Source organism: Paraburkholderia tagetis (genome assembly GCF_022213065.1).
Lineage (GTDB): Bacteria > Pseudomonadota > Gammaproteobacteria > Burkholderiales > Burkholderiaceae > Paraburkholderia > Paraburkholderia tagetis.
This window is the reverse complement of the sequence record NZ_JAKLJA010000013.1, coordinates 164558-184018: the sequence shown is the minus strand read 5'-3', so window position 1 is coordinate 184018 and position 19461 is coordinate 164558. Positions and strand designations below refer to the sequence as shown.

21 protein-coding genes are annotated in these 19461 nt (G+C 62.2%); 14 read left to right on the top strand and 7 right to left on the bottom strand.

Going from position 1 to position 19461, the window contains the following annotated elements:
• The 8 genes from L5014_RS17895 to L5014_RS17860 all read left to right on the top strand — a co-directional run.
• Nucleotides 1–185 (top strand): hypothetical protein (locus tag L5014_RS17895; protein ID WP_238465066.1); only part of this gene is annotated, 185 nt, incomplete at its 5' end.
• A 311-nt stretch (nt 186–496) separates the two neighbouring features.
• Complete coding sequence (locus tag L5014_RS17890; RefSeq protein WP_238465065.1) at nt 497–1063, top strand: PAAR domain-containing protein; 567 nt, start codon at nt 497–499, stop codon at nt 1061–1063.
• Nucleotides 1064–1636 carry a PAAR domain-containing protein gene (locus tag L5014_RS17885; protein ID WP_238465064.1) on the top strand — a complete coding sequence of 191 codons (573 nt, stop codon included), beginning with the start codon at nt 1064–1066 and terminating at the stop codon, nt 1634–1636.
• Nucleotides 1636–2199 (top strand): lysozyme, encoded by a 564-nt coding sequence (locus L5014_RS17880; RefSeq protein WP_238465063.1) that lies wholly within the window; start codon nt 1636–1638, stop codon nt 2197–2199. Before L5014_RS17885 ends, L5014_RS17880 begins: the two co-directional genes overlap by 1 nt.
• 749 nt (nt 2200–2948) lie before the next feature.
• The gene (locus tag L5014_RS17875; RefSeq protein ID WP_238465062.1) at nt 2949–3521 is read left to right on the top strand and encodes a PAAR domain-containing protein; all 573 of its coding nucleotides are present in this window, start codon (nt 2949–2951) and stop codon (nt 3519–3521) included.
• Complete coding sequence (locus L5014_RS17870; RefSeq protein ID WP_238465061.1) at nt 3522–4052, top strand: PAAR domain-containing protein; 531 nt, start codon at nt 3522–3524, stop codon at nt 4050–4052.
• Entirely contained in the window at nt 4045–4764 is a 720-nt protein-coding gene (locus tag L5014_RS17865; RefSeq protein ID WP_238465060.1) for a M35 family metalloendopeptidase, read from the top strand. The genes L5014_RS17870 and L5014_RS17865 overlap by 8 nt, the downstream gene beginning before the upstream one ends.
• Entirely contained in the window at nt 4748–5221 is a 474-nt protein-coding gene (locus L5014_RS17860; RefSeq protein ID WP_238465059.1) for a hypothetical protein, read from the top strand. The genes L5014_RS17865 and L5014_RS17860 overlap by 17 nt, the downstream gene beginning before the upstream one ends.
• 306 nt (nt 5222–5527) lie before the next feature.
• Here the strand turns inward: L5014_RS17860 and L5014_RS17855 are convergent, their stop codons facing one another.
• Together L5014_RS17855 and L5014_RS17850 are read right to left on the bottom strand one after the other, a co-directional pair.
• The gene (locus L5014_RS17855) at nt 5528–7039 is read right to left on the bottom strand and encodes a CoA-acylating methylmalonate-semialdehyde dehydrogenase (RefSeq protein WP_238465058.1); all 1512 of its coding nucleotides are present in this window, start codon (nt 7037–7039) and stop codon (nt 5528–5530) included.
• A gap of 222 nt (nt 7040–7261) precedes the next feature.
• Entirely contained in the window at nt 7262–7981 is a 720-nt protein-coding gene (locus tag L5014_RS17850; protein ID WP_238465057.1) for a YceH family protein, read from the bottom strand.
• Between the two features lie 249 nt (nt 7982–8230).
• On the opposite strand from L5014_RS17850, the gene L5014_RS17845 reads away from it, so the two are divergent.
• The gene (locus tag L5014_RS17845; RefSeq protein WP_420800086.1) at nt 8231–8521 is read left to right on the top strand and encodes a hypothetical protein; all 291 of its coding nucleotides are present in this window, start codon (nt 8231–8233) and stop codon (nt 8519–8521) included.
• Between the two features lie 347 nt (nt 8522–8868).
• Here the strand turns inward: L5014_RS17845 and L5014_RS17840 are convergent, their stop codons facing one another.
• Entirely contained in the window at nt 8869–9693 is an 825-nt protein-coding gene (locus L5014_RS17840) for a DUF2182 domain-containing protein (RefSeq protein ID WP_238465056.1), read from the bottom strand.
• A 26-nt stretch (nt 9694–9719) separates the two neighbouring features.
• Nucleotides 9720–10484, bottom strand: coding sequence for a DUF899 domain-containing protein (locus L5014_RS17835; protein ID WP_238465055.1), 765 nt, complete (start codon nt 10482–10484; stop codon nt 9720–9722).
• Nucleotides 10485–10619: 135 nt separating this feature from the next.
• Between L5014_RS17835 and L5014_RS17830 the strand changes: the two genes are divergently transcribed.
• Complete coding sequence (locus tag L5014_RS17830; protein ID WP_238465054.1) at nt 10620–11840, top strand: helix-turn-helix domain-containing protein; 1221 nt, start codon at nt 10620–10622, stop codon at nt 11838–11840.
• Nucleotides 11841–11871: 31 nt separating this feature from the next.
• A complete protein-coding gene (locus L5014_RS17825) occupies nt 11872–12561 on the top strand; it encodes a Vgb family protein (RefSeq protein WP_238465053.1) in 690 nt (229 codons plus the stop codon).
• A 78-nt stretch (nt 12562–12639) separates the two neighbouring features.
• Here L5014_RS17825 and L5014_RS17820 read toward each other — a convergent pair whose 3' ends face one another.
• The 3 genes from L5014_RS17820 to L5014_RS17810 are packed head-to-tail and all read right to left on the bottom strand — an operon-like array spanning nt 12640 to nt 15413.
• Complete coding sequence (locus L5014_RS17820; RefSeq protein ID WP_338019300.1) at nt 12640–13671, bottom strand: diguanylate cyclase domain-containing protein; 1032 nt, start codon at nt 13669–13671, stop codon at nt 12640–12642.
• Entirely contained in the window at nt 13656–13988 is a 333-nt protein-coding gene (locus L5014_RS17815) for a hypothetical protein (RefSeq protein ID WP_238465051.1), read from the bottom strand. Before L5014_RS17815 ends, L5014_RS17820 begins: the two co-directional genes overlap by 16 nt.
• A 54-nt stretch (nt 13989–14042) precedes the next feature.
• Nucleotides 14043–15413, bottom strand: a complete 1371-nt coding sequence (locus tag L5014_RS17810) for an MFS transporter (protein WP_238465050.1) — start codon at nt 15411–15413, stop codon at nt 14043–14045.
• 389 nt (nt 15414–15802) lie between these two features.
• Here L5014_RS17810 and ehuR point away from each other — a divergent pair, with 389 nt between their 5' ends.
• From ehuR to L5014_RS17795, 3 genes are all read left to right on the top strand, one after another.
• Nucleotides 15803–17215, top strand: a complete 1413-nt coding sequence (ehuR, locus tag L5014_RS17805) for a MocR-like ectoine utilization transcription factor EhuR (RefSeq protein WP_238465049.1) — start codon at nt 15803–15805, stop codon at nt 17213–17215.
• A 195-nt stretch (nt 17216–17410) separates the two neighbouring features.
• On the top strand, nt 17411–18442 hold the full coding sequence (gene eutB / locus L5014_RS17800) for a hydroxyectoine utilization dehydratase EutB (RefSeq protein ID WP_238465048.1): 1032 nt from the start codon (nt 17411–17413) through the stop codon (nt 18440–18442).
• Nucleotides 18432–19457: a cyclodeaminase gene (locus L5014_RS17795; RefSeq protein WP_238465047.1), complete on the top strand. Its 1026-nt coding sequence runs from the start codon at nt 18432–18434 to the stop codon at nt 19455–19457. The genes eutB and L5014_RS17795 overlap by 11 nt, the downstream gene beginning before the upstream one ends.
• The last annotated feature ends 4 nt before the right edge of the window (nt 19458–19461 follow it).

Below are 19461 nucleotides of genomic sequence, written 5' to 3'. Positions count from 1 at the left end.
CCTCGATGCTCAGCACGTCCTGCATGGGGTCTTCTCCGGGCAAAAGCCAGAGTAAACGCGTCATGGCGCGGGTTTACAACTTTTGTGACAGGCGTTTTTACATTTCATGCGATTGCCCTGCGGGCGCGCCCGCGCTTGCTCTCTTTTCGGACGAATCCTATATCGCGCTCCACGGCATCGCGTGATGCATCGCCTGAACGGGCAAACCATAAGCCCCGTTTAGCTCACCGGTCGCAGTGCCGGGCCGGTCGAATGTTCAACATTCAAGGGGGTGCCAGCTTGTCTGCTGATAGCTATGGGCGAGTGGTCAACCGGGCAAATTCACGATGCAGCGGAGCAGGCAATCGCAAGAATGCCGCCTACGGTTGCAGCCGATGAACTTGGCAAACCTTCGATGAACCGGTGCGCAATCTACGACCCGGAAACGGCTGACAGGAATTTTGTCGATTTTGATTGAGCGAGCATGGATTTATTTCGGGTTCCAAAGGAGGTCGGTATGGTTGGCATCTATTACGCAGCAGTCGAAGATGATCCATTGACAAGTGGCCCAGGAAGTCAGGTGTATGCAAGCAAGCGATGCGCAACGATCCAGGGCGAAGACGGCAAGCGCCGGCGCCTGGCCTTTATCGGAGACAAGGCATATTGCTCCCGATGCGATAGCGTTGGCCTGATTACTTACGGCGCGGGGTTAAACGAACGCAGACGCCTGAATGATCTTGCCAACGGCGGGCGGCGTCAGGCAGTGGGCGACGATATTGTCCTGTGCAAGTGCGCGGAGCCGCCCCGCATCATTGCAGTGTATGGGCGCACATGGAAGATCCATGACCGGGGCGAAGAAAAGGCCATACGGGCTGCTGAAGCGCCCGGGCGAAGCCACGCCTATGACCAACAGTTCACGCTAACCGATACCACAGGTAAAGCACTTGCGAATGCGTGGTACACGGTGCGTATGCCGTCCGGCGATTTTCTCCACGGTGTTGCCGATTCATCGGGCAGGACTGCACGATACAAGACGGATGGTACGCAGCAACTAGCGCTTTATCTCGGGCACAGGGAGCAATAATTGACGGTCTACTATGCAATTGTTGAAGGCGATCCGCTCGATAACGGCAGCGATAGCCGCGTTATCGGCGGTTCGGATCACTCGACCATTGAGGATCAGCACGGGCGACTACGCAGACAAACGCACCTCGGCCAGGAGGCATGGTGCGGAGTGTGCAAGAGTTTTGGGCCGATCCTCGCCGACGCAGGTATCAAAGAAAGTCTCCGAGGCTGGGACGAGCGGTTGAACGCATTCGAAGCCGTAAGCGGCGATATCGTGCTCTGCAAATGCGAGCGACACCCGCGCGTTGTCGCGGTGTACGCACGTAGCTGCACTTACGAAGACTACGAGGGCGGCGGGTTAGCAGTCACAGCGTCGACCCGTTCGACATCTGCGCAATGCGCTACCTACGACGAGCAATTTACGCTCAGGGACAGCGAAGGCCGGGTGCTCGCGGAGATGTATTACACGGTGTGCCTGGCGAACGGAAACCTGGTTCACGGGACAACAGACCGCGCGGGCCGCACGAACCGCCACGAAACAAACGATGCGCAAACTGTGCGCATCTATCTTGGTCACAGAGAGGAAAACTAATGCCTGATGCACTCGCAACAGCAGTGACAAACACGAATCCGAATTCTTGCGTAAATGTACAAACGGATCGCCTCTGTAAGCCGTGGCAGGTATCACCAGCAGGAGTTGCATTTACCGAAGCGTGGGAGCAGTTCCGCGCACACCTGTATGATAATGACGGTGCTGGAGGCGGTGGAAATACCACGATTGGATTCGGACATTTTGTCCATACGGGGCCGATCTCTGGTGCGACATCGGAAGCGCTGTTCCTGAATGGAATCACGGTAGCACAGGCACACGAACTGATGCGACACGACCTAACTGATCCTCAACGGATCGTCAATCAACGTATCCACATACCACTGTATCAATACGAGTACGATGCACTAGTGGATTTCGTTTACAACCTTCGGCACCACAATCAGGGCTTGTTGAATCTAGTCAACACAGGCCACTATGACCGAGTTCCGGCAAAATTCATGGAATACACGTTAGCAGGTGGCGCACATCCGAGTGGACTGGTGAAGCGTCGTCGTGCAGAAGCCAATCTTTTTAGAGATGGAAACTACGATGCTAGCCATTAAGTTATTTACGGTTGCGACTGCTCTAGTTGTATCAGCGTCTTCGTTCGCGGATTCAACCTGTGAGGCAAACGCTAAAACGCGGGATGACGCCCTGAGGTGCTCGAAGATTGATACGGATAAGATGCTATCAGACTCGGAGAAGCTATATTCGAGTCTTCGAAAACTTGCAACTGGGAGCAAACGGATTGAATTAGATAAGAACCATGAAATTTGGGGTGAAAAGATAAAGTCCGATTGCGAGCTAATAGCGCATTCATTCAACAATTGGGGAGGTGATTACACGCCTGATACAGATTTTCAGGTATCCGCTTGTCGAGCGAAGGTCGCTGCGCAAGAACTGAATTTCTACGAATGGCTTGCGTGTCCTGATGATATGGAAACGTCGAAAACCCCAAAATGCGCATCAATAAAGAAAGCGCTGGAAAGTAACCAATAAGTTTTACCCCACTTCGGCGGGGCCTTTTATTCGAGCCTCAAGCGTTCCTGTCCACCGTGCCGCGTCCGCATGATCGAAAAGCGCGCGCCTTGGCGCTACGCTTCGCTGATGCGTTCGCACGCGTCATCGAAATACACTGGGTCCAGCGCGATCCCGACGAAGCGCCGCCCCGTTTGCAGGCACGCCACTCCTGTCGTTCCTGCATGGGCTTTCTCCGGGCAAAACCCGGAGGGGACACGTCATGGCTGACTGGCATTTTGTCGATTTTGATTGAGCGAGCATGAATTTATTTCGGGCTCCAAAGGAGGGCGGTATGGTCGGCATCTATTACGCAGCAGTCGAAGATGATCCATTGACAAGTGGCCCGGGAAGTCACGTGTATGCAAGCAAGCGATGCGGAACGATCCAGGGCGAAGACGGCAATCGCCGGCGCCTGGCCTTTATCGGAGACAAGGCATATTGCTCCCGATGCGATAGCGTTGGCCTGATTACTTACGGCGCGGGGTTAAACGAACGCAGACGCCTGAATGATCTCGCCAACGGCGGGCGGCGTCAGGCAGTGGGCGACGACATTGTCCTGTGCAAGTGCGCCGAGCCGCCCCGAATCATTGCGGTGTATGGGCGCACATGGAAGATCCATGACCGGGGCGAAGAAAAGGCCATACGGGCTGCTGAAGCGCCCGGGCGAAGTCCTGTGTATGACGAACAATTTACGCTCAGGGACGCCGAAGGTCGAGCGCTCGCGGGCGTGCGCTATCGCGTGCGCAGCGATTCAGCAGTAATCGAAAGCGGCGTAACCGATTCAAGCGGGCACACGCGAAGACTTAGTACCACGGCCGCGCAACGGCTAACGCTTGAAGTCGATAGGCGTGAGGGAGCGACCTAAATGGACATTCCTGTAGTCAGATTCGGCGACCCTACCACTACGGGCGGAAAGGTCCTGGCTCATAAGGCGGACATACACGACAACGGCAAAAAAATCGCGCTTCATCTGGAGCATGCAACGTGCGGCACCTGTGAAGGCACGTTTCCTATGTTCGGCACTGGCGAGGGAATGAGCGACGGTGATACACAAGTGGTAATCCAGGGGGATCGCGTCTTATGTCCTTGCGGAAAGAACCGCGTTATTGCGGGTCCCGATGTCGGCGTGTTCGTGCATAAGACGCCTGAGGCCGCGCCCGAGCGCGACGGCGCAAGCATTGCGGCACGCGCCCCGCGGCACGACGTATACGACGAACAATTCGCGCTCAAAGCTGGCAACGGTCAGCCGCTCGCGGGCGTGCGCTATCGAATCGTCACGGATCGCGGGCGCGTTATCAGTGGCACGACAAACGGACGCGGTGAAACGGAGCGCATCGCAACCGACGGAATGGAAAGACTAAAACTATACACACAAGGAAGCTTCACCTATGAATGAGTTCTCTAACGACAATAAGTATGGATTCAAGCGAAGCGAAGACGAAGAATGGTTTGTCGTCCACGATTCCGCTGTCACCAACACGAATCCTGACTCGATGGTCGAAGTGAAAATCAATACTACGCCGATTTGCCCAAATATGACGAACAGTGAATTCAGGGTAATGGCTAAGCGACTCTTGTGTTGGGCCGCAATGGCGGTCGATCGAAGAATTGATGACTTAAATAGAAACGACGTAAAAACAAGAGACAGGATGCAATATTGGTTCGGAAGGAGCGACGAAGGTACACGCCGGTATCTGCTCTCCGGATTTTTGTGCGTTTCGAACGTCATCAAATCTCTTACCCCGGCGAGCCTGGTTCGCGCAGACCCCGCGACGGACCGCATATTAGGCTGTACGCCAAGAATGAACACGGATGGCGAGGCCGCCCACGTTTGTGGGCCGAACACGGAACGCAAGCTAATCAGCATAAGCCTCAAATTCTGTACTGGATTACGCGACGAAGACCAGGACCACGACTCGCGTGTCTCAACGATCATCCATGAGGTGACGCATTTTACTGACACGTTCGCAAGCGGTGATCCGATGTATTCTATTTCGCGACCGCTCGCATTTTGGGGGCGGCATAACCCGGAGTTGGCACTGAAAAATGCGGATAGCCTGGCCGGATATGTGCTATATGAGGAAAAACGATTTGGTTATCAAGATTGAGATGAGAGAAAAAATGAAATCATGCATTCTTTTGGCTGCCTTTTCGACGTTTTCTATATTTTCGTCACAGAGCCTTGCAGAATGCAAGGGGTCGCAAAACATGCCGGGCGAGCAAATTTCATTGCCATTCAAAAAGAATGAAAAATCCTTGTCGCCTGAAGACGCGAAGCGACTTAAAGATTGGGCGGATTCAATGAATGGGAAATATCCGATTCAACAATGGCTAAGTATTGGTGCATACGCCCAACCGAATGAATATATGCCGGATACTCTTTCGATTTCCCGGGGGGTTTCAATTGCCAAACTGGCGCTGGACGATGGGCTTGTGAAAGCACCCATAGAAATTAAGTCGCATGTTGGATCAATCGGCAATCCTGGAAGCTACGACGATGAAAGCCGAAGCGTAACGCTTCAACTTAGTCCAGGCTGTCCGGACAATTGCTGCGATGGTAAGTAAGCGTAGCCAGTTTTACCTCGCTTCGGCGGGGCCTTTTATTCGCGCGTCAAGCGATGCACCGCGTCCAGCGCGATCCCGACGAAGCGCCGCCTCGTTTGCAGGCACGCCACTCCTGTCGTTCCTGCATGGGCTTTCTCCGGGCAAAACCCGGAGTGGACACGTCATGGCGCTGGGCTTACAACTTTGGTGACAACCGCTTTTACCTTTCATGCGATGGCCCTGACGCCGAAGGCCCTCCAGAATGCAACTGCGCCACTGCCCGGTTCACCCAGGCAGTGGCGCAGTCGTTTTACTTCGCGCTACGCGTTACTTGGCGACAGGCATCGTGAACTCCGCACCCTTTTCGGTGCTTTCGGGCCAGCGCTGCATGATCGACTTCTGCTTCGTATAGAAGCGCACGCCTTCTTCGCCATAGGCGTGCATGTCGCCGAACAGGCTGCGCTTCCAGCCGCCGAAGCCGTGCCATGCCATCGGCACCGGAATCGGCACGTTGATGCCCACCATGCCCACTTCGATCTGGCGACCGAATTCGCGCGCCACGTTGCCGTCGCGCGTGAAGCAGGCGACGCCGTTGCCGAATTCGTGGTCGTTGATCAGTTGCACGGCTTCGGCGAAGTCCTTCACGCGCACGCAGGCCAGCACCGGACCGAAGATTTCTTCCTTGTAGATGCGCATCTCGGGCGTGACGTTGTCGAACAGCGTGCCGCCGGTGAAGAAGCCGTTCTCGTGGCCCGGCACCTTGTGGCCGCGGCCGTCCACCACGAGCGTCGCGCCTTCTTCCACGCCGCTCGCGATATAGCCTTCGATGCGCTCCAGCGCCTGGCGCGTGACGATCGGGCCCATTTCCGCATCGAGTTCCATGCCGTTCTTGATGACGAGGCGCTTCGCGCGCTCGGCCAGAAGCGGTACCACCTTGTCGGCCACGTCACCTACCAGCACCGCGACCGAGATCGCCATGCAGCGCTCGCCCGCCGAACCGTAGCCGGCGCCGATCAGTGCGTCCACGGTCTTTTCGAGGTCCGCGTCGGGCATCACCACCATGTGGTTCTTCGCGCCGCCGAGCGCCTGCACGCGCTTGCCGTGCTTCGCACCGGTTTCGTAGATGTAGTTCGCGATCGGCGTGGAGCCGACGAAGCTCACGGCCTTCACGTCGCGATGCGCGAGCAGTGCGTCGACGGCGACCTTGTCGCCCTGCACGACGTTGAACACGCCGTCCGGCAGACCGGCTTCCTTCAGGAGCCGCGCCATGAACAGCGACGGCGAAGGATCGCGCTCGCTCGGCTTGAGGATGAATGTGCAGCCCGCTGCCAGCGCAACCGGGAACATCCAGCAAGGCACCATGCACGGGAAGTTGAACGGCGTGATGCCGGCGACCACGCCCAGCGGCTGGCGCACGGTCCAGTTGTCCATGCCGGTGGAGACTTGCTCCGTGTAGTCGCCCTTGAGCAGTTGCGGAATACCGCAGGCGAATTCGATGACGTCGATGCCGCGAGCGACTTCGCCCTGCGCATCGGTGAAGACTTTGCCGTGCTCGGCCGTGATGATGGCCGCGAGTTCGTCCGCGTGACGGTTCATCAGCTCGAGAAAGCGCAGCAGGATGCGCGCGCGGCGAATGGGCGGGGTGTCGCGCCAGGCGGGGAACGCGGCTTTCGCGCTCGCCACGGCGGCATCGACGTCGGCGGCTTCGCCCAGCACCAGACGGCGCGCGGCCTCGCCGGTGGCCGGATTGAACACCGGCTGGCTACGGTCGCCCGTCCCGCGCTCGGTCTTGCCGCCAATGAAGTGGACTACGTCCGCGTTATCCGTATAGGCCTGCATCTCGTCTCCTCGCCAGGTGGGTTGATGGAGGCCAGTGTACGGAGGCGCCGGCGCGCTGGAAAGGCGCGTGCGCTGAATTGATTGTTTTGAGCTGTGAACAATCGATGGGTTGATCGATGAAAGATGGCGAGGAGGAACGCGAAAATAACGACGCTCATGCCGATTCAGTATCGGCACTCGCGGGCGGTGCACAGGATGCCCCCTGTCCCGCCCGGTGCGGTTTTACTCGGCGCCGGCGAGCTTCTCGACCGAAATGCCAAGCTCTTCCGCCATGCGCTCGACCAGCATCCGCAGCCTTGCGACTTCATCGGAAAGACGCTCTTGTTCGGCCTTCAGCGCTTCGTATTCGTCCGGCGTGACGCCGCCCGCTTCGCGCTCGCCAACATCCGCCCCGGCGAACGCCGGTACGCTCATGCTCACTTCGCCGCACAGCAGGTGCATCCAGCGGCTTTCACGCTCGCCGGGCGCGCGCGGCAGCTTCACCACGAGCGGCGGCTCGCGTTCGGCGAGTTCGCTCAGAAAGGCCTCGACCGAGGACACGTCGGCGAAACCGTGCAGGCGCGCGGAATTCAGGCGCAATTCGGCGGCGGTTTGCGCGCCGCGCAGCATGAGCACCGTGAGCAGCGCAACGGCTTGCGTCGGCACGCCGAGCACGCGGTTCAGGTTGTGCTCGAAACGCGGCACGCGGCTGCTGCTGCCTTCGAATACGAGACTCAGCAGCTTGAGGTCTTCGATGGCGCTCAGCGCCTCGGCCTCGCTCACGTTCATGACCGGCGTGCGCGCGGTCTTCTGGTTGCATCCCGAGGTGAGCGCGTTCAGCGAGAGCGGATAGGTGTCCGGCACGGTGTGCTGCTTCTCGATCAGCACGCCAACGATGCGTGCTTCCAGCGGCGTGAGCGCACGCAGCGCGCGCGGCGACGAAGCATCGGCAGGAGTGTTCATAAGCAAGGTCCGGCAGGGTTTTTTAACGGGATTCGATGATACCCGCTCGGCTTGCGCTTGCGTATCGCCGCGCCGGGGGCTTCGGCAGAGCGGCTTGCCGCTTCACGTTTTGAGCTTCACGTTTTTGTAATTGTTATTTCCGTTTGCAACGCTATGTAGCGATGGTTTCCCTTGAAACCCTAATATCCGGATCAAGAGGCGCACAGCCGCGAAAACGCTCGGTAACAATCCGTATTGCACCGCAGCAAAATGATGCCTAAACTGGGTGAATCTGCCAATGAAATGGAATGCTTTCTAAAAGGAGGGCGTGCCAACATGACGTCCGAAACGCCAACGCTGCACCCGTCCCCAAGGCTGCATGTCTTCGAGCAGGAAGGCGGCTGGCATTGGGGCATTACCATTCCGAGGCCTGCTGGCAGCGGTTTCAAGGTCATTGCATATAGCGAGACCGCATTCATGCACGAAACCGACGCCCAGCGTGACGGAGATCGCGCCCTCGGCGATCTTCGCGAGGGCGCGCTCGCCGTTTTCGCTTCGTAAAAAAGGGGCGCGGTCTTATCCGCAGTCTTATCCGCAGTCTTATCGATTCCGCGCCGCTGCGCCGTGCCACATTTTCGGCCCCTGCTGAATAAACTTTCTGTTCTACTCGGCCTTCTGCTTCGCCAGTCACGCAACCGGAAAAGGTCTGACGATGATTATGCGCACTGAGACCGAGACGCGCCGAAAACGTTACGCCATGCATCGCCTTAGCCTCGCGATGAAGCGCCTCATTCAAGCCGATGCCGCTGCCGAGCGGACCATGGCGACGCGCTGGGTGGTTGCCTGGGGCGCCGCCGTGGGCGAGCGGCGCTTCGCGGCCCTGTCGCATGACAGCGGCGGTCATGCCGTTATGGCGCCAATGCGGTCCATACCATCATCGACACCCCGGCAGCAACGCCGGCCAGCGCGATGATCCGCACAACCTGCCTGTGACATGGCGCTACGCGCTCCGCGACGATGACCGTCGTGACGATGGCCATCGCCCGCCAATCCATCACGCCCACCACGAGCAGTACGGCCATCCAGTTGCCGCAGCACAATCCGCAATGCAACCCGAGGCGCATCCCACGGCCCAGTGCCGCACGCGCACCATTGGGCGTGCGCCGCGTGCATCGATGCATTTCCCGGCAGCAGGCGAGCCGCTTCGATTTCCATGACGTGAACTGAAGCAGGCTCGCGAGCACAACGACGGCGCCCGCGGCGGCTGGCGCCGCGTGAGCGAGCGCCGGCACCCGCATGGCGATCGCGGCCAACGCGGCGCCCAGTGGAAATGCCGCGAATCCGGCCAGCATCCAGAACAGAAAGTATCCCGTGCCAGCCAGGATAGTTAGCAATCCAGATCGAAGGGGCGGAAAATCGATCCACGCCGCGCGCTCGCGCAGCAACATCGGCACGAGCACGGGAAGCATCATCGCGGGCATCATGATCGCCCACATGCAGGCAAACGCGGCGGCGGCATGCAACCACGTCTGCCCGCACATCGGCGTCCATATTGCCGATAGCATCCAGCGTCCCGCCATCGGCGTTCCGCTCATCGCCGCCATGTACGCATAGCGCCGCACCGTCGCGGCCGCGCTCGCCGCGAAGAGCAGCGCCGCCGCGCCAATCAGGAATCCGTTCGACGCGCCGCGCCGGGATGCCCCGGGCACGCGCGTCATGTCGACGATGTTCATGGCTTGCCTCGGCAATCCCGGCGATCTCAGCGGTGGGCGTACTCGTCGTGCCGCTTCCACCAGATGCCCGTTTCGTTGCGTCCTCTGGGCGCACGGTCGAGCCACTGGTACATGCTCCACAGGCCGTCGAGCCCGCGCGCGTAGGTCGAGTAGGTGTGATAGACCACGCCGTCTTCGAGCACGAACGCGCTCATGCCGGGACGGTCGCGCGCATAGGTGGCGGCGTCGGTGCCGCAGCTTGCGGCGAACTGCGCGACGGGTTCCGGCGGTGGCTCCATGTCCATCGCGTGGCTGCCGCGCATGTAGTTGTATTCGACGTTGCCTTCGCGCTGCTGCTCGACCGTGAACGAGACGTTGAAGTCGAAGTTGAAATCGTTGCCGCGCGACGAAGCCCACGCAAACGTCCATCCCATGCGTTGCCGGTAAGCCAGCAGCTTCGCGAGCGGCGCGCGCGAGACCGCCATGAGCGTCACGTCATGATTCGCGAGATGCGCGACGCTGGCGGCAAATCCGTCGGCGAGCGCCGAGCACGACGGGCAGCCCGCCGCGTAGTCGGGGCCGAACATGAAGTGATAGACGAGCAGTTGCGAGCGTCCGGCGAAGAGGTCCGGCAGCGTCGCTTGCCCCTGTTCGGTCTCGAACGAATAAGTCTTGTCGACGCGCACCCAAGGCAGGGCCTGGCGCTGCCGCGCCAGCGCGTCGCTGCGCCGGGTGAGTTCCTTTTCGGCTGCGAGCAGATCGAGCCTTGCCGCGAGCCATTGCTCGCGCGTTCCAGTCGTATGCGTTGCCATGGTTGCCTCCTGTGTCAATGTCGGCCTGAGCGGACCTCAGTGGACAGTGCTTCAAAAACCGCCTGAATGCCGTGGTAGATTAGGCCGGGGCTTCGCACGGGAGGGAGTGACAAGTGTGTCGGGATTCCAATGAGCATGGACTCGCTGATCACGGCTGCGGCGCGCGCGCTCGCGGCCGGTGACCCGCTCGGCGCGCTGAATCGCGTCGCGTTGCGCGACGACCCGCCCGCGCTCGCGCTGCGCGGCATCGCCATGGCGCAGCTTGGCGACCTCGAACGCGCGAAGGCGCTGCTGCGTCGCGCGTCGCGCGCATTCGGCGCGAAGGAAGCGGTGGCTCGCGCGCGCTGCCTCGTTGCGCAAGCGGAAATTGCGCTCGCCTCGCGCGATCTCGGCTGGCCTGTGGCCACGCTCGATACGGCGCGCCGCACGCTCGAAGCGCATGGCGACCGCCTGAACGCCGCGCATGCGCGCTACCTGGAGATTCGCCGTTTGCTGCTGATCGGCCGCCTCGCCGACGCTGAAGGCCTGCTCGCCGATATCGATCCCGCACCGTTGCCGCCCGCATTGCGCGCGGCGCATGCGCTGATCGAGGCAGGCATCGCCATGCGGCGCATTCAGACACAAGCGGCCCGCGAAGCATTGGCCGCTGCCGCGCATGCTGCGCGTCTTGCTGGCATCGCGCCGCTTTACGCCGAAGTGGAGCGCGCGGCGCAACTGCTCGAAGCGCCTGCCGCGCGCCTCGTCGCGCGGGGCGAGACGCGCGCCATGCTGCTCGAAGAAGTGGAAGCCTTGCTGGCTTCGCAGGCGCTGGTGGTCGACGCGTGCCGCTACGTCGTGCGCGAAGAAGCGGTCGTGGTGCCGCTCGCGCGGCGGCCCGTGCTGTTCGTGCTGGCTCGCGCGCTGGCCGAAGCGTGGCCCGGCGATGTGCCGCGCGATGCGCTCATCGCGCGCGCCTTTCGCATGAAACACGCAGACGAAACGCACCGTGCGCGCTTGCGCGTCGAGATCGGGCGGCTGCGCAGCTTGCTGCGCGGTATCGCGGATATCGACGCGACGCAGCGGGGTTTCGCGCTCGCGCCATGCAACGCGCGCGAGGTGGCCGTGCTCGCGCGGCCCGTGGAAGAGCAGCACGCGGCGGTGCTCGCCTTGCTCGCGGACGGCGAGTCGTGGTCGAGCTCGGCGCTCGCGCTCGCACTGGGCGCGAGCCAGCGCACCGTGCAGCGCGCGCTCGACGCGCTGGCGGCGGGGCAGAAGGTGCAGGCGTTCGGACAGGGGCGCGCGCGCCGCTGGACCATGCCGCCCGCGCCCGGATTCGCGACCAGCTTGTTACTCCCTGCGCCGCTGCCGGGCGACTAGCATGGAATCGGACGCACGAGAGGAGGACACGATGAAGCGCGACACCGCCAATATCGCCAGCCAGGCCAGCATCATTCGCGAATACGGCCCTTTCCCGGGTGTCGAGAGGGTGAACGGCGTCACCTACGACGGCAGCCAGCTCTGGTACGCGACCGGCGACCGGCTGGCGGCGCTCGATCCGCAGAGCGGCGAGACGCTGCGCTCGCTCGACGTGGCCGCGCATGCGGGCACGGCCTTCGACGGCCAGCACCTGTTCCAGATTGCCGAGGCGCGGATCCAGAAGATCGACCCGCAGACGGGCCGCGTGCTCGCGACGCTGCCGGCACCGGGCAAGGGCGGCGATTCGGGGCTCGCATGGGCCGACGGCACGCTCTGGGTGGGCGAGTATCGCGAGCGCAAGATTCACCAGGTCGATCCGGAAACCGGCGAGATTCTGCGGACCATCGAATCGAGCCGCTTCGTCACGGGCGTGACGTGGGTGGACGGCGAGCTATGGCACGCCACCTGGGAAGGCGACGAAAGCGACTTGCGACGTATCGATCCGAACACGGGCAAGGTGCTCGAGCGGCTCGAGATGCCGCCGGGGACGGGCATCTCGGGACTGGAGTCGGATGGCGCCGGGCAGTTTTTCTGCGGCGGCGGCGACAGCGGAAAAATCCGCGCGGTGCGCCGGCCGAAGCGCGATGCCGCCCGTCATGGCGACGATGAACCGGCTGCTTGAGCGGCGTGCGAGGGGGGATCGTTCGTGCCATGCGCAGCACAACGTTCGGGCTAACCGGAGTGTGACGGCGTCACGCGTTCATGCGCCCGGGCGCATCTCGTGCGCTTCGGCGAACACCGTCTGCCCGTTTCCGCGCGACTTCGCGCGATACATGGCGCTATCGGCGGCGCGCATCAACGTGCGGGCGTCGAGCGGCGCCGCGCCGCTCTCTTGCGCCAGCATGCAGACGCCAATGCTGCCCGAAACGATCACCGGATGTCCGGCCACGGTGCACAAGGTGCTCAGGATCGCGTGAATTTGCGTGGCGATGGTCAGCGCGCCTGCCCTGTCGTGAATCTGATGCGCCAGCAACACGAATTCATCGCCACCGAGGCGGGCGAGCGTGTCGCCGCGACGCATGCCGCTCGCCAGCGCCGCTGCAAAGCTGCGCAGCAGTTCGTCGCCCACCGCATGCCCGTGCGCGTCGTTGACTTCCTTGAAGCCATCGAGATCGACGAGCAGCAACGCGGCTTGATTCGCTTCGGGGCCGCGAATGGCCAGGGTGCGCGCGATGGCATGTTCGAGCCGGACACGATTGCTCAGCCCCGTGAGCGGGTCGGTTGCGGCCTGCTTTTCGAGCCGGCGCACCAGCACCGCCAGATAGATCGAGGTCGCCGCGAGGCTGAGCGCCACGCCGAGGCCGGCCAGAAGATTCGCGTGCCACCATGGGTGCCAGAGCATCAGGCCCGCGAGACCGCTCAGCGCGACCGCGCACGAAAGCGCCAGCATGCGTTGGCCGTACCGGCACCCCGCGCCCACCAGGAACCAGAAGACGACCCAGAGCAGCGGGAGCGCCACCTGGCCGCCAACCGCGAGCAGCGCGATCAATAAGGCCTGGTCGGAGATCGTGGTGAGGGGCAGTCGCAGGCGCGAGCGTTCCGGCGCTACCGTTGCGGCAACGTAGGTGAGCCCGCCGAAGGCCACGTAAAGCGCGACCAGTGCCGTTGTCTCGTAGATACTCCGGGTGCGATAAACCGAGGCGGCAACCAGATAAGCGAGCAGAACCACGCCGCCGAGCGATACGCGCAATACCGCCTGTTCTTTCTCCGGGGTCTTCAGGAATGCGCCCAAAAAACCCTGCCCGGGCCAAGAATGAGAATGCGCCTCGCCCATGCCAACTCCCCCGTTCGAATCGTGATTTTATCGACCGGCAGTTTAACTCGTGAAAACGGCTTGTTGGCGATGCAACCGGTTCCGTCCGGCGCGAATGGCCGGATATTGGCGCGATGGCGAATGCCGTGAATGCCGTGAATGCCGTGAATGCCGTGAATGCCGTGAATGCCGTGAATGCCGTGAATGCCGTGAATGTTGCAAATGTCGCGAATATTGCGAAAGGGACGGGAAACAGAAAAGGCGCTTTCCCCTATGTACGGCGAATTGCCGGGCATAAGGGAAAGCAACCTGCTCGCGCGAAAAAATTACCGCGTGAGCCGCAAAAAGCGTCAAGCGTGCCGGGCCGTGTGACCGCGATCGCCCAACGGTCGCGCTTCGTCGTATTCCTGCGAAATATCCTTGTTCGTGTAGTCGCCCATGCGCCAGGCGGCCACGAGACTCACCACGCCGCACACGAAAATATAAGCGGCGATTGCATAGCCCGTGTGGTAATAAGCAAAGAGCGCGGTGGCAATCAGCGGCGCGGGTCCGCCGGCAATCACGGAAGCGAGTTGATACCCGAGCGAGGCACCGCTGTAACGCAGCCGCCCCGTGAACGACTCGGCGATCAACGCGGCCTGCGGTCCGTAAAGCATCGAGTGCGGCACCAGCGAAAGCACGACAGCCGCGAAAATCAGCACTGGATTACGGGTGTCGATCATCGCAAAGAAAATAAAGCCGAATATGCCGGCGCAGGCAGCGCCGATCATATACATGCGCTTGCGTCCAATCAGATCGGACACGTGACCAAAGAATGGGATGGTGAAAAATTCCAGCACGGCGGCGGCCAGCACGGCCGAAAGCATCAGGTCGCGCGAGGCGCCGAGCGTCTTCACGCCATAGGCGAAAACGAAGGCCGTGAAAATATAGAACGGCGCCTGTTCGGCCATGCGTGCGAATGCCGAGAGCACAATGTCTTTCGGCTGGCGGCGAATGACCTCCATCGCCGGCGCTTTCTCGACCTTATGTTCGGCAAGCAGCTTCGCGAAGATCGGCGTTTCGAGAATGCTCAGGCGAATGTAGAGGCCGATTGCGACCAGGATGATGCTCAGGAAGAACGGCACGCGCCAACCCCAGGTGATGAAACTGCTGCCGGAGATCTGGCTGACGGCCAGCACCACCAGGTTGGAGACGAACAACCCCGCCGGCACGCCGAACTGCGGCCAGGAAGCGACGAAGCCGCGGTGCTTGTTGGTGCGCGCCCATTCCATCGACATCAGGACCGAGCCGCCCCATTCGCCGCCCACGCCCACGCCTTGAATGAAGCGCAGCACGGTGAGCAGCACGGCGCCCCAGATGCCGATGGACGCATAGGTCGGAACAAAGCCCACGGCGAAGGTGGCGAGCCCCATCAGCAGCAACGTGACGATGAGCGTGGCCTTGCGGCCGACGCGGTCGCCGTAGTGGCCGAAAATGGCCGCGCCAACCGGCCGTGCAACGAAGCCCACGGCGTAGATCAGAAACGCCTGCAGCGTACCGACGAGCGGATCCGATTCAGGAAAATAGAGCTTCGCGAAGACGAGGCCGGTGACAATGCTGTAGAGAAAGAAGTCGTACCACTCGATTGTGGTGCCGATCGTGCTGGCAATCACAGCACGGCGTAATTGACGCTGGGCTTCCTGTTCCGATAGAAAAAGCGCTTCCGATTTTTCATCACTCATTTCGCACCCCCAAAAATTAAGGGCGATAGGAGCTGGTGACTCATTGCGTGGCGAGTGGTTTCGGAGCGAGACGAATGCGCGCCACGTGGCGAGCGCGATGACTTTATCGGCAGCTATGCGCACGATGCACGCGACGGGTCGCCAGGGTGGTTTCACAATGATATATCACGTCGTGATGCATTGTGAATCCGCATGAGTTGCGCAAGAAACTCTCCCGCGCCACGGCATTCAGCGGGTATCGAGGGTAAATACCGATCTGTCGACAAACTGCGGCTGCGCATCGAGTCCGCTTATTGACCGATGCATTTTTTTTTGCCGATTGCACTAGGACAATTATCGACCGCCCCGATTTTGAGCGACCATGAGCGTTTACGGAGGAGCTCAATGAGATGGTGCGGGTGACGGTTTCAAGCAAATGGCACGACGCTGTGGAGGCCGTGCACGGCGCGGAGTCCAAATACAAACGGCTGGTGAAAGCCATCGCGCTCGACATCGAGAGCGGCACGCTCGCCTCGGGCGTGCGGCTCGCGCCGCAGCGCGAAGTGGCGGCGGCGCTCGGCATCAGCGTGCAGACGGTGACCAACGCCTACAAGGAGCTGGAGCGGCAGGGGCTGATCCGCTGCGAGGTCGGGCGCGGCAGCTTCGTGGCGGCGCGCGTGACCGAGGCGATGTCGAATTACATCCTCGACACGGCGGAGCGCGAGATCGTCGACTTTTCGATTGCGCGCATCATTCACACGCCCGAGCACGATGCGGCCTGGCGCGAGGTCTGCGCCACGCTCGCGACGCTCGATGACCAGCCGTGGATCCGCTCGTTTCGGCCCATCGCCGGCTTCGAGCATCATCGCCAGGCGGGCGCCGCGTGGCTCGCCTCGCTGAACATGCCGGTCGAGCCGGAGTCGCTGCTGATCACCAATGGCGCGGCGCAGGGCATTTTTCTCGCACTCGCCTCCACGGTCGGCCCCGGCGACACGGTGCTGTGCGAGAGCCTCACGGACCATGGCGTGATCGGTCTCGCAAATGTGCTGGGGTTCACGCTCAAGGGGCTCGAACTCGACGAGCACGGCATCCGGCCCGAGCATTTCGAGGAGATGTGCGACAGCGAGCGCGTGAGTGCGCTGGTCTGCACGCCGACCTTCAACAACCCGACGATGTCGGTGATGCCCGACTCGCGGCGGCGCACCATCGCGCGCATTGCGGAGCGCTATGGCGTCTACGTGATCGAGGACGACGTCTATGGCGCGCTGCCCGCGAAGACCTGCACGCCCATCGCGAGCCTGATTCCGGAGCTGGCGTTCTACTGCACGAGCATGACGAAGTCGGTGCTCACGGGGTTGCGCACCGGCTATCTGGCGATGCCGCGCCGGCTGGCGTTGCGGGTCGAGAGCGTGCTGCGCGTGAGCAGCTGGATGGCGACTTCGCCGATTGCGGAGATCGCCACGCGCTGGATCCAGGACGGCACTGCGCGGCGCCTCGTGGAATTGCAGCGCGAGCGCCTCGCGGCGCGCCAGGCGATGGTGCGAGAAACGCTCGGCGAATATGTGCTGGGCGCGCATCCGAACGCTTTATCGGCCTGGTTGCGCGTGCCCGATTATTGGCAGGCCGAGCGCGTGGTGCGCGAGTTGCGCAACCGGCAGATTGCCGTGACCTCGCCCGATCCGTTTATCGTCGGCAGTACGCCGCGGCCCAATGCAGTGCGGATCTGCCTCGGCGCCGAGGCGGGCGACGCCGCGTGCAGGAATGCGCTGAAGACGATTGCGGGCGTATTCGAGCAGTATCCGCACGTGCACGATTTCAGCTGAGAGCGTGGCGGGGCAAAGTCGATGCGCGCCCTGCACGCGATTCCACGCGACACCAGGCGACACCAGGCGACTCCACACGATAGCCCAGGGAAAGGCCTGGGCGAATGCGGGGTGCGGATTGTACCAGGACATTAGGAAGCCCGCTTTGGAACATTAGACTGGTTCGCACTGCATCACTCACGGAATGTGCGTTTCATGTCGCCGCCGCTTTCATCACCGCCGCTTTCATCACCGCCGCTTTCATTACCGCTCACGCTTGCCGACGTTTATCGCGCACGTCAGCGCCTCGCCGGGCGCGTCGCGCTCACACCGCTCGTGCCGTCGCCGTCGCTCTCCGCACGCATGGGCGCGCCGGTCTACCTCAAGCTCGAAACCGTGCAGCCGACCGGCAGCTTCAAGCTGCGCGGCGCAACCAACGCCATCGCGCAACTCGCCGAGCAAGGCGCGACGCGCGTGGTCACCGCATCGACAGGCAATCATGGCCGCGCGCTCGCCTATGCCGCGCGCGCGCTCGGCATCGAGGCGGCTGTTTGCATGTCGGCGCTCGTGCCGCGCAACAAGGTCGATGCGGTCGCCGCGCTCGGGGCGCGCGTGGTGATCGCGGGCAAGAGCCAGGACGAGGCGCAACTCGCCGCGCGAAGCCTCGTGCGCGACGAAGGCTATGCGTTCGTGCCGCCGTTCGACGACCTGCGTGTGATTGCGGGGCAAGCCACGATCGGCCTCGAAATTCTCGAAGCATTGCCCGATGCGGCCACGCTCATTGTGCCGCTGTCCGGCGGCGGGCTCTTTGGCGGCGTGGCGTTCGCGGCGAAGCAGATCCGGCCGTCGATTTCGACAGTCGGCGTTTCGATGGTACGCGGCGCGGCCATGCATGCGAGCCTCGCGGCGGGGCATCCGGTAGACGTTGAGGAACGCGAAACATTGGCTGACTCGCTGGGCGGTGGTATCGGACTCGAGAACCGCCATACATTCGCGCTTACGCGCCTGCTCGCGGACGACGTGGTCCTGCTCGACGAGGCCTCCATCGCACGCGGCATTGCTCATGCGTATCGCGAGGAGCGGCTCGTGGTGGAAGGCGCGGGCGCCGTGGGCATGGGCGCGCTGCTCGAAGGACGTATTCAGAACATTGCGCATGCCGATGGACCGATCGTCGTGGTCGTGAGCGGCGCGAATATCGACATGACGGTGCACCGCCGCATCGTGACGGAGGACCAATATGCATCCTGATAGCGCCTGCTTTGATAGCCAGATTACGTTGCTTGGCGAAGCGCAACTGCGCACGCTCGTCCCGCTCGATCTTGCCGCCATCGATCAGGTGGAGGCCGCCTTCGCGTCGCTTGCGACCGAAGCCGTGGTGATGCCGCCGATCCTCAATATGGCGCTCGCCGACCGCCACGGCGAAGTGGACGTGAAGACCGCGTATCTGCCGCGCTTCGAACAGTTCGCGATCAAGATCAGCCCCGGCTTTTTCAACAACCCTGCGCTCGGCTTGCCGAGCCTGAACGGGTTGATGCTCGTGCTCTCCGCGCAAACGGGCCTCACCGAAGCGGTGCTGCTCGACAACGGCTACCTCACCGCGGTACGCACGGCGGCTGCGGGCGCGGTCGCGGCGCGCTGGCTCGCGCGCGCCGATGCACATAACGCCGCCATCATCGGCGCGGGCGAGCAGGCGCGCCTGCAACTCGACGCGCTCATGCTGGTGCGCAAGATCGAGCGCGTGAGCGTATGGGCGCGCGACAGCGCGCGCGCCGAGGCCTTCGCCGCCGATGCGCAACGCCGCCACGGCGTGCAGGCGCGCGTCGCGCAGTCCGTGCACGATGCGCTCGCGCGCGCCGATGTTGCCGTCACGACTACACCGAGCCGCGAACCGCTCGTTGGCGCGCGCGACTTGCACGCGGGCCTGCACGTCACGGCGATGGGCTCGGATGCCGAGTACAAGAACGAACTCGCACCGGCGGTATTCGCAGCCGCGCGCTATGTATGCGACCGCATGCAGCAAACGCGCGTGCTCGGCGAACTCGCGCACGCAATTCGCGCGGGCGCGGTGGCCGCCGATGCGCGCTTCGACGAACTCGGCGAAATCGTCGCCGGCCAGCGTCCCGCGCGCACGCACGACGACGAAATCACGATTTGCGACCTCACCGGAACCGGCGCGCAGGACACTGCGATTGCGGCACTCGCACTCGCGCGTGCACGCGCGGCGGAAGCCGGAACGGTTTTTCACAATGCAGTCACGCTTTGAGAGG

Coding starts and splice junctions, on each gene's coding strand:
- L5014_RS17875 (WP_238465062.1), top strand. CDS start 2,949: ATGGTCGGCATCTATTACGCAGCAGTCGAAGATGATCCATTGACAAGT.
- L5014_RS17865 (WP_238465060.1), top strand. CDS start 4,045: ATGAATGAGTTCTCTAACGACAATAAGTATGGATTCAAGCGAAGCGAA.
- L5014_RS17830 (WP_238465054.1), top strand. CDS start 10,620: ATGGACTCGCTGATCACGGCTGCGGCGCGCGCGCTCGCGGCCGGTGAC.
- L5014_RS17890 (WP_238465065.1), top strand. CDS start 497: ATGGTTGGCATCTATTACGCAGCAGTCGAAGATGATCCATTGACAAGT.
- L5014_RS17835 (WP_238465055.1), bottom strand. CDS start 10,484: ATGGCAACGCATACGACTGGAACGCGCGAGCAATGGCTCGCGGCAAGG.
- L5014_RS17880 (WP_238465063.1), top strand. CDS start 1,636: ATGCCTGATGCACTCGCAACAGCAGTGACAAACACGAATCCGAATTCT.
- L5014_RS17815 (WP_238465051.1), bottom strand. CDS start 13,988: ATGCCCGGCAATTCGCCGTACATAGGGGAAAGCGCCTTTTCTGTTTCC.
- L5014_RS17810 (WP_238465050.1), bottom strand. CDS start 15,413: ATGAGTGATGAAAAATCGGAAGCGCTTTTTCTATCGGAACAGGAAGCC.
- eutB (WP_238465048.1), top strand. CDS start 17,411: ATGTCGCCGCCGCTTTCATCACCGCCGCTTTCATCACCGCCGCTTTCA.
- L5014_RS17850 (WP_238465057.1), bottom strand. CDS start 7,981: ATGAACACTCCTGCCGATGCTTCGTCGCCGCGCGCGCTGCGTGCGCTC.
- L5014_RS17870 (WP_238465061.1), top strand. CDS start 3,522: ATGGACATTCCTGTAGTCAGATTCGGCGACCCTACCACTACGGGCGGA.
- L5014_RS17840 (WP_238465056.1), bottom strand. CDS start 9,693: ATGAACATCGTCGACATGACGCGCGTGCCCGGGGCATCCCGGCGCGGC.
- L5014_RS17795 (WP_238465047.1), top strand. CDS start 18,432: ATGCATCCTGATAGCGCCTGCTTTGATAGCCAGATTACGTTGCTTGGC.
- ehuR (WP_238465049.1), top strand. CDS start 15,803: ATGGTGCGGGTGACGGTTTCAAGCAAATGGCACGACGCTGTGGAGGCC.
- L5014_RS17845 (WP_420800086.1), top strand. CDS start 8,231: ATGATGCCTAAACTGGGTGAATCTGCCAATGAAATGGAATGCTTTCTA.
- L5014_RS17825 (WP_238465053.1), top strand. CDS start 11,872: ATGAAGCGCGACACCGCCAATATCGCCAGCCAGGCCAGCATCATTCGC.
- L5014_RS17855 (WP_238465058.1), bottom strand. CDS start 7,039: ATGCAGGCCTATACGGATAACGCGGACGTAGTCCACTTCATTGGCGGC.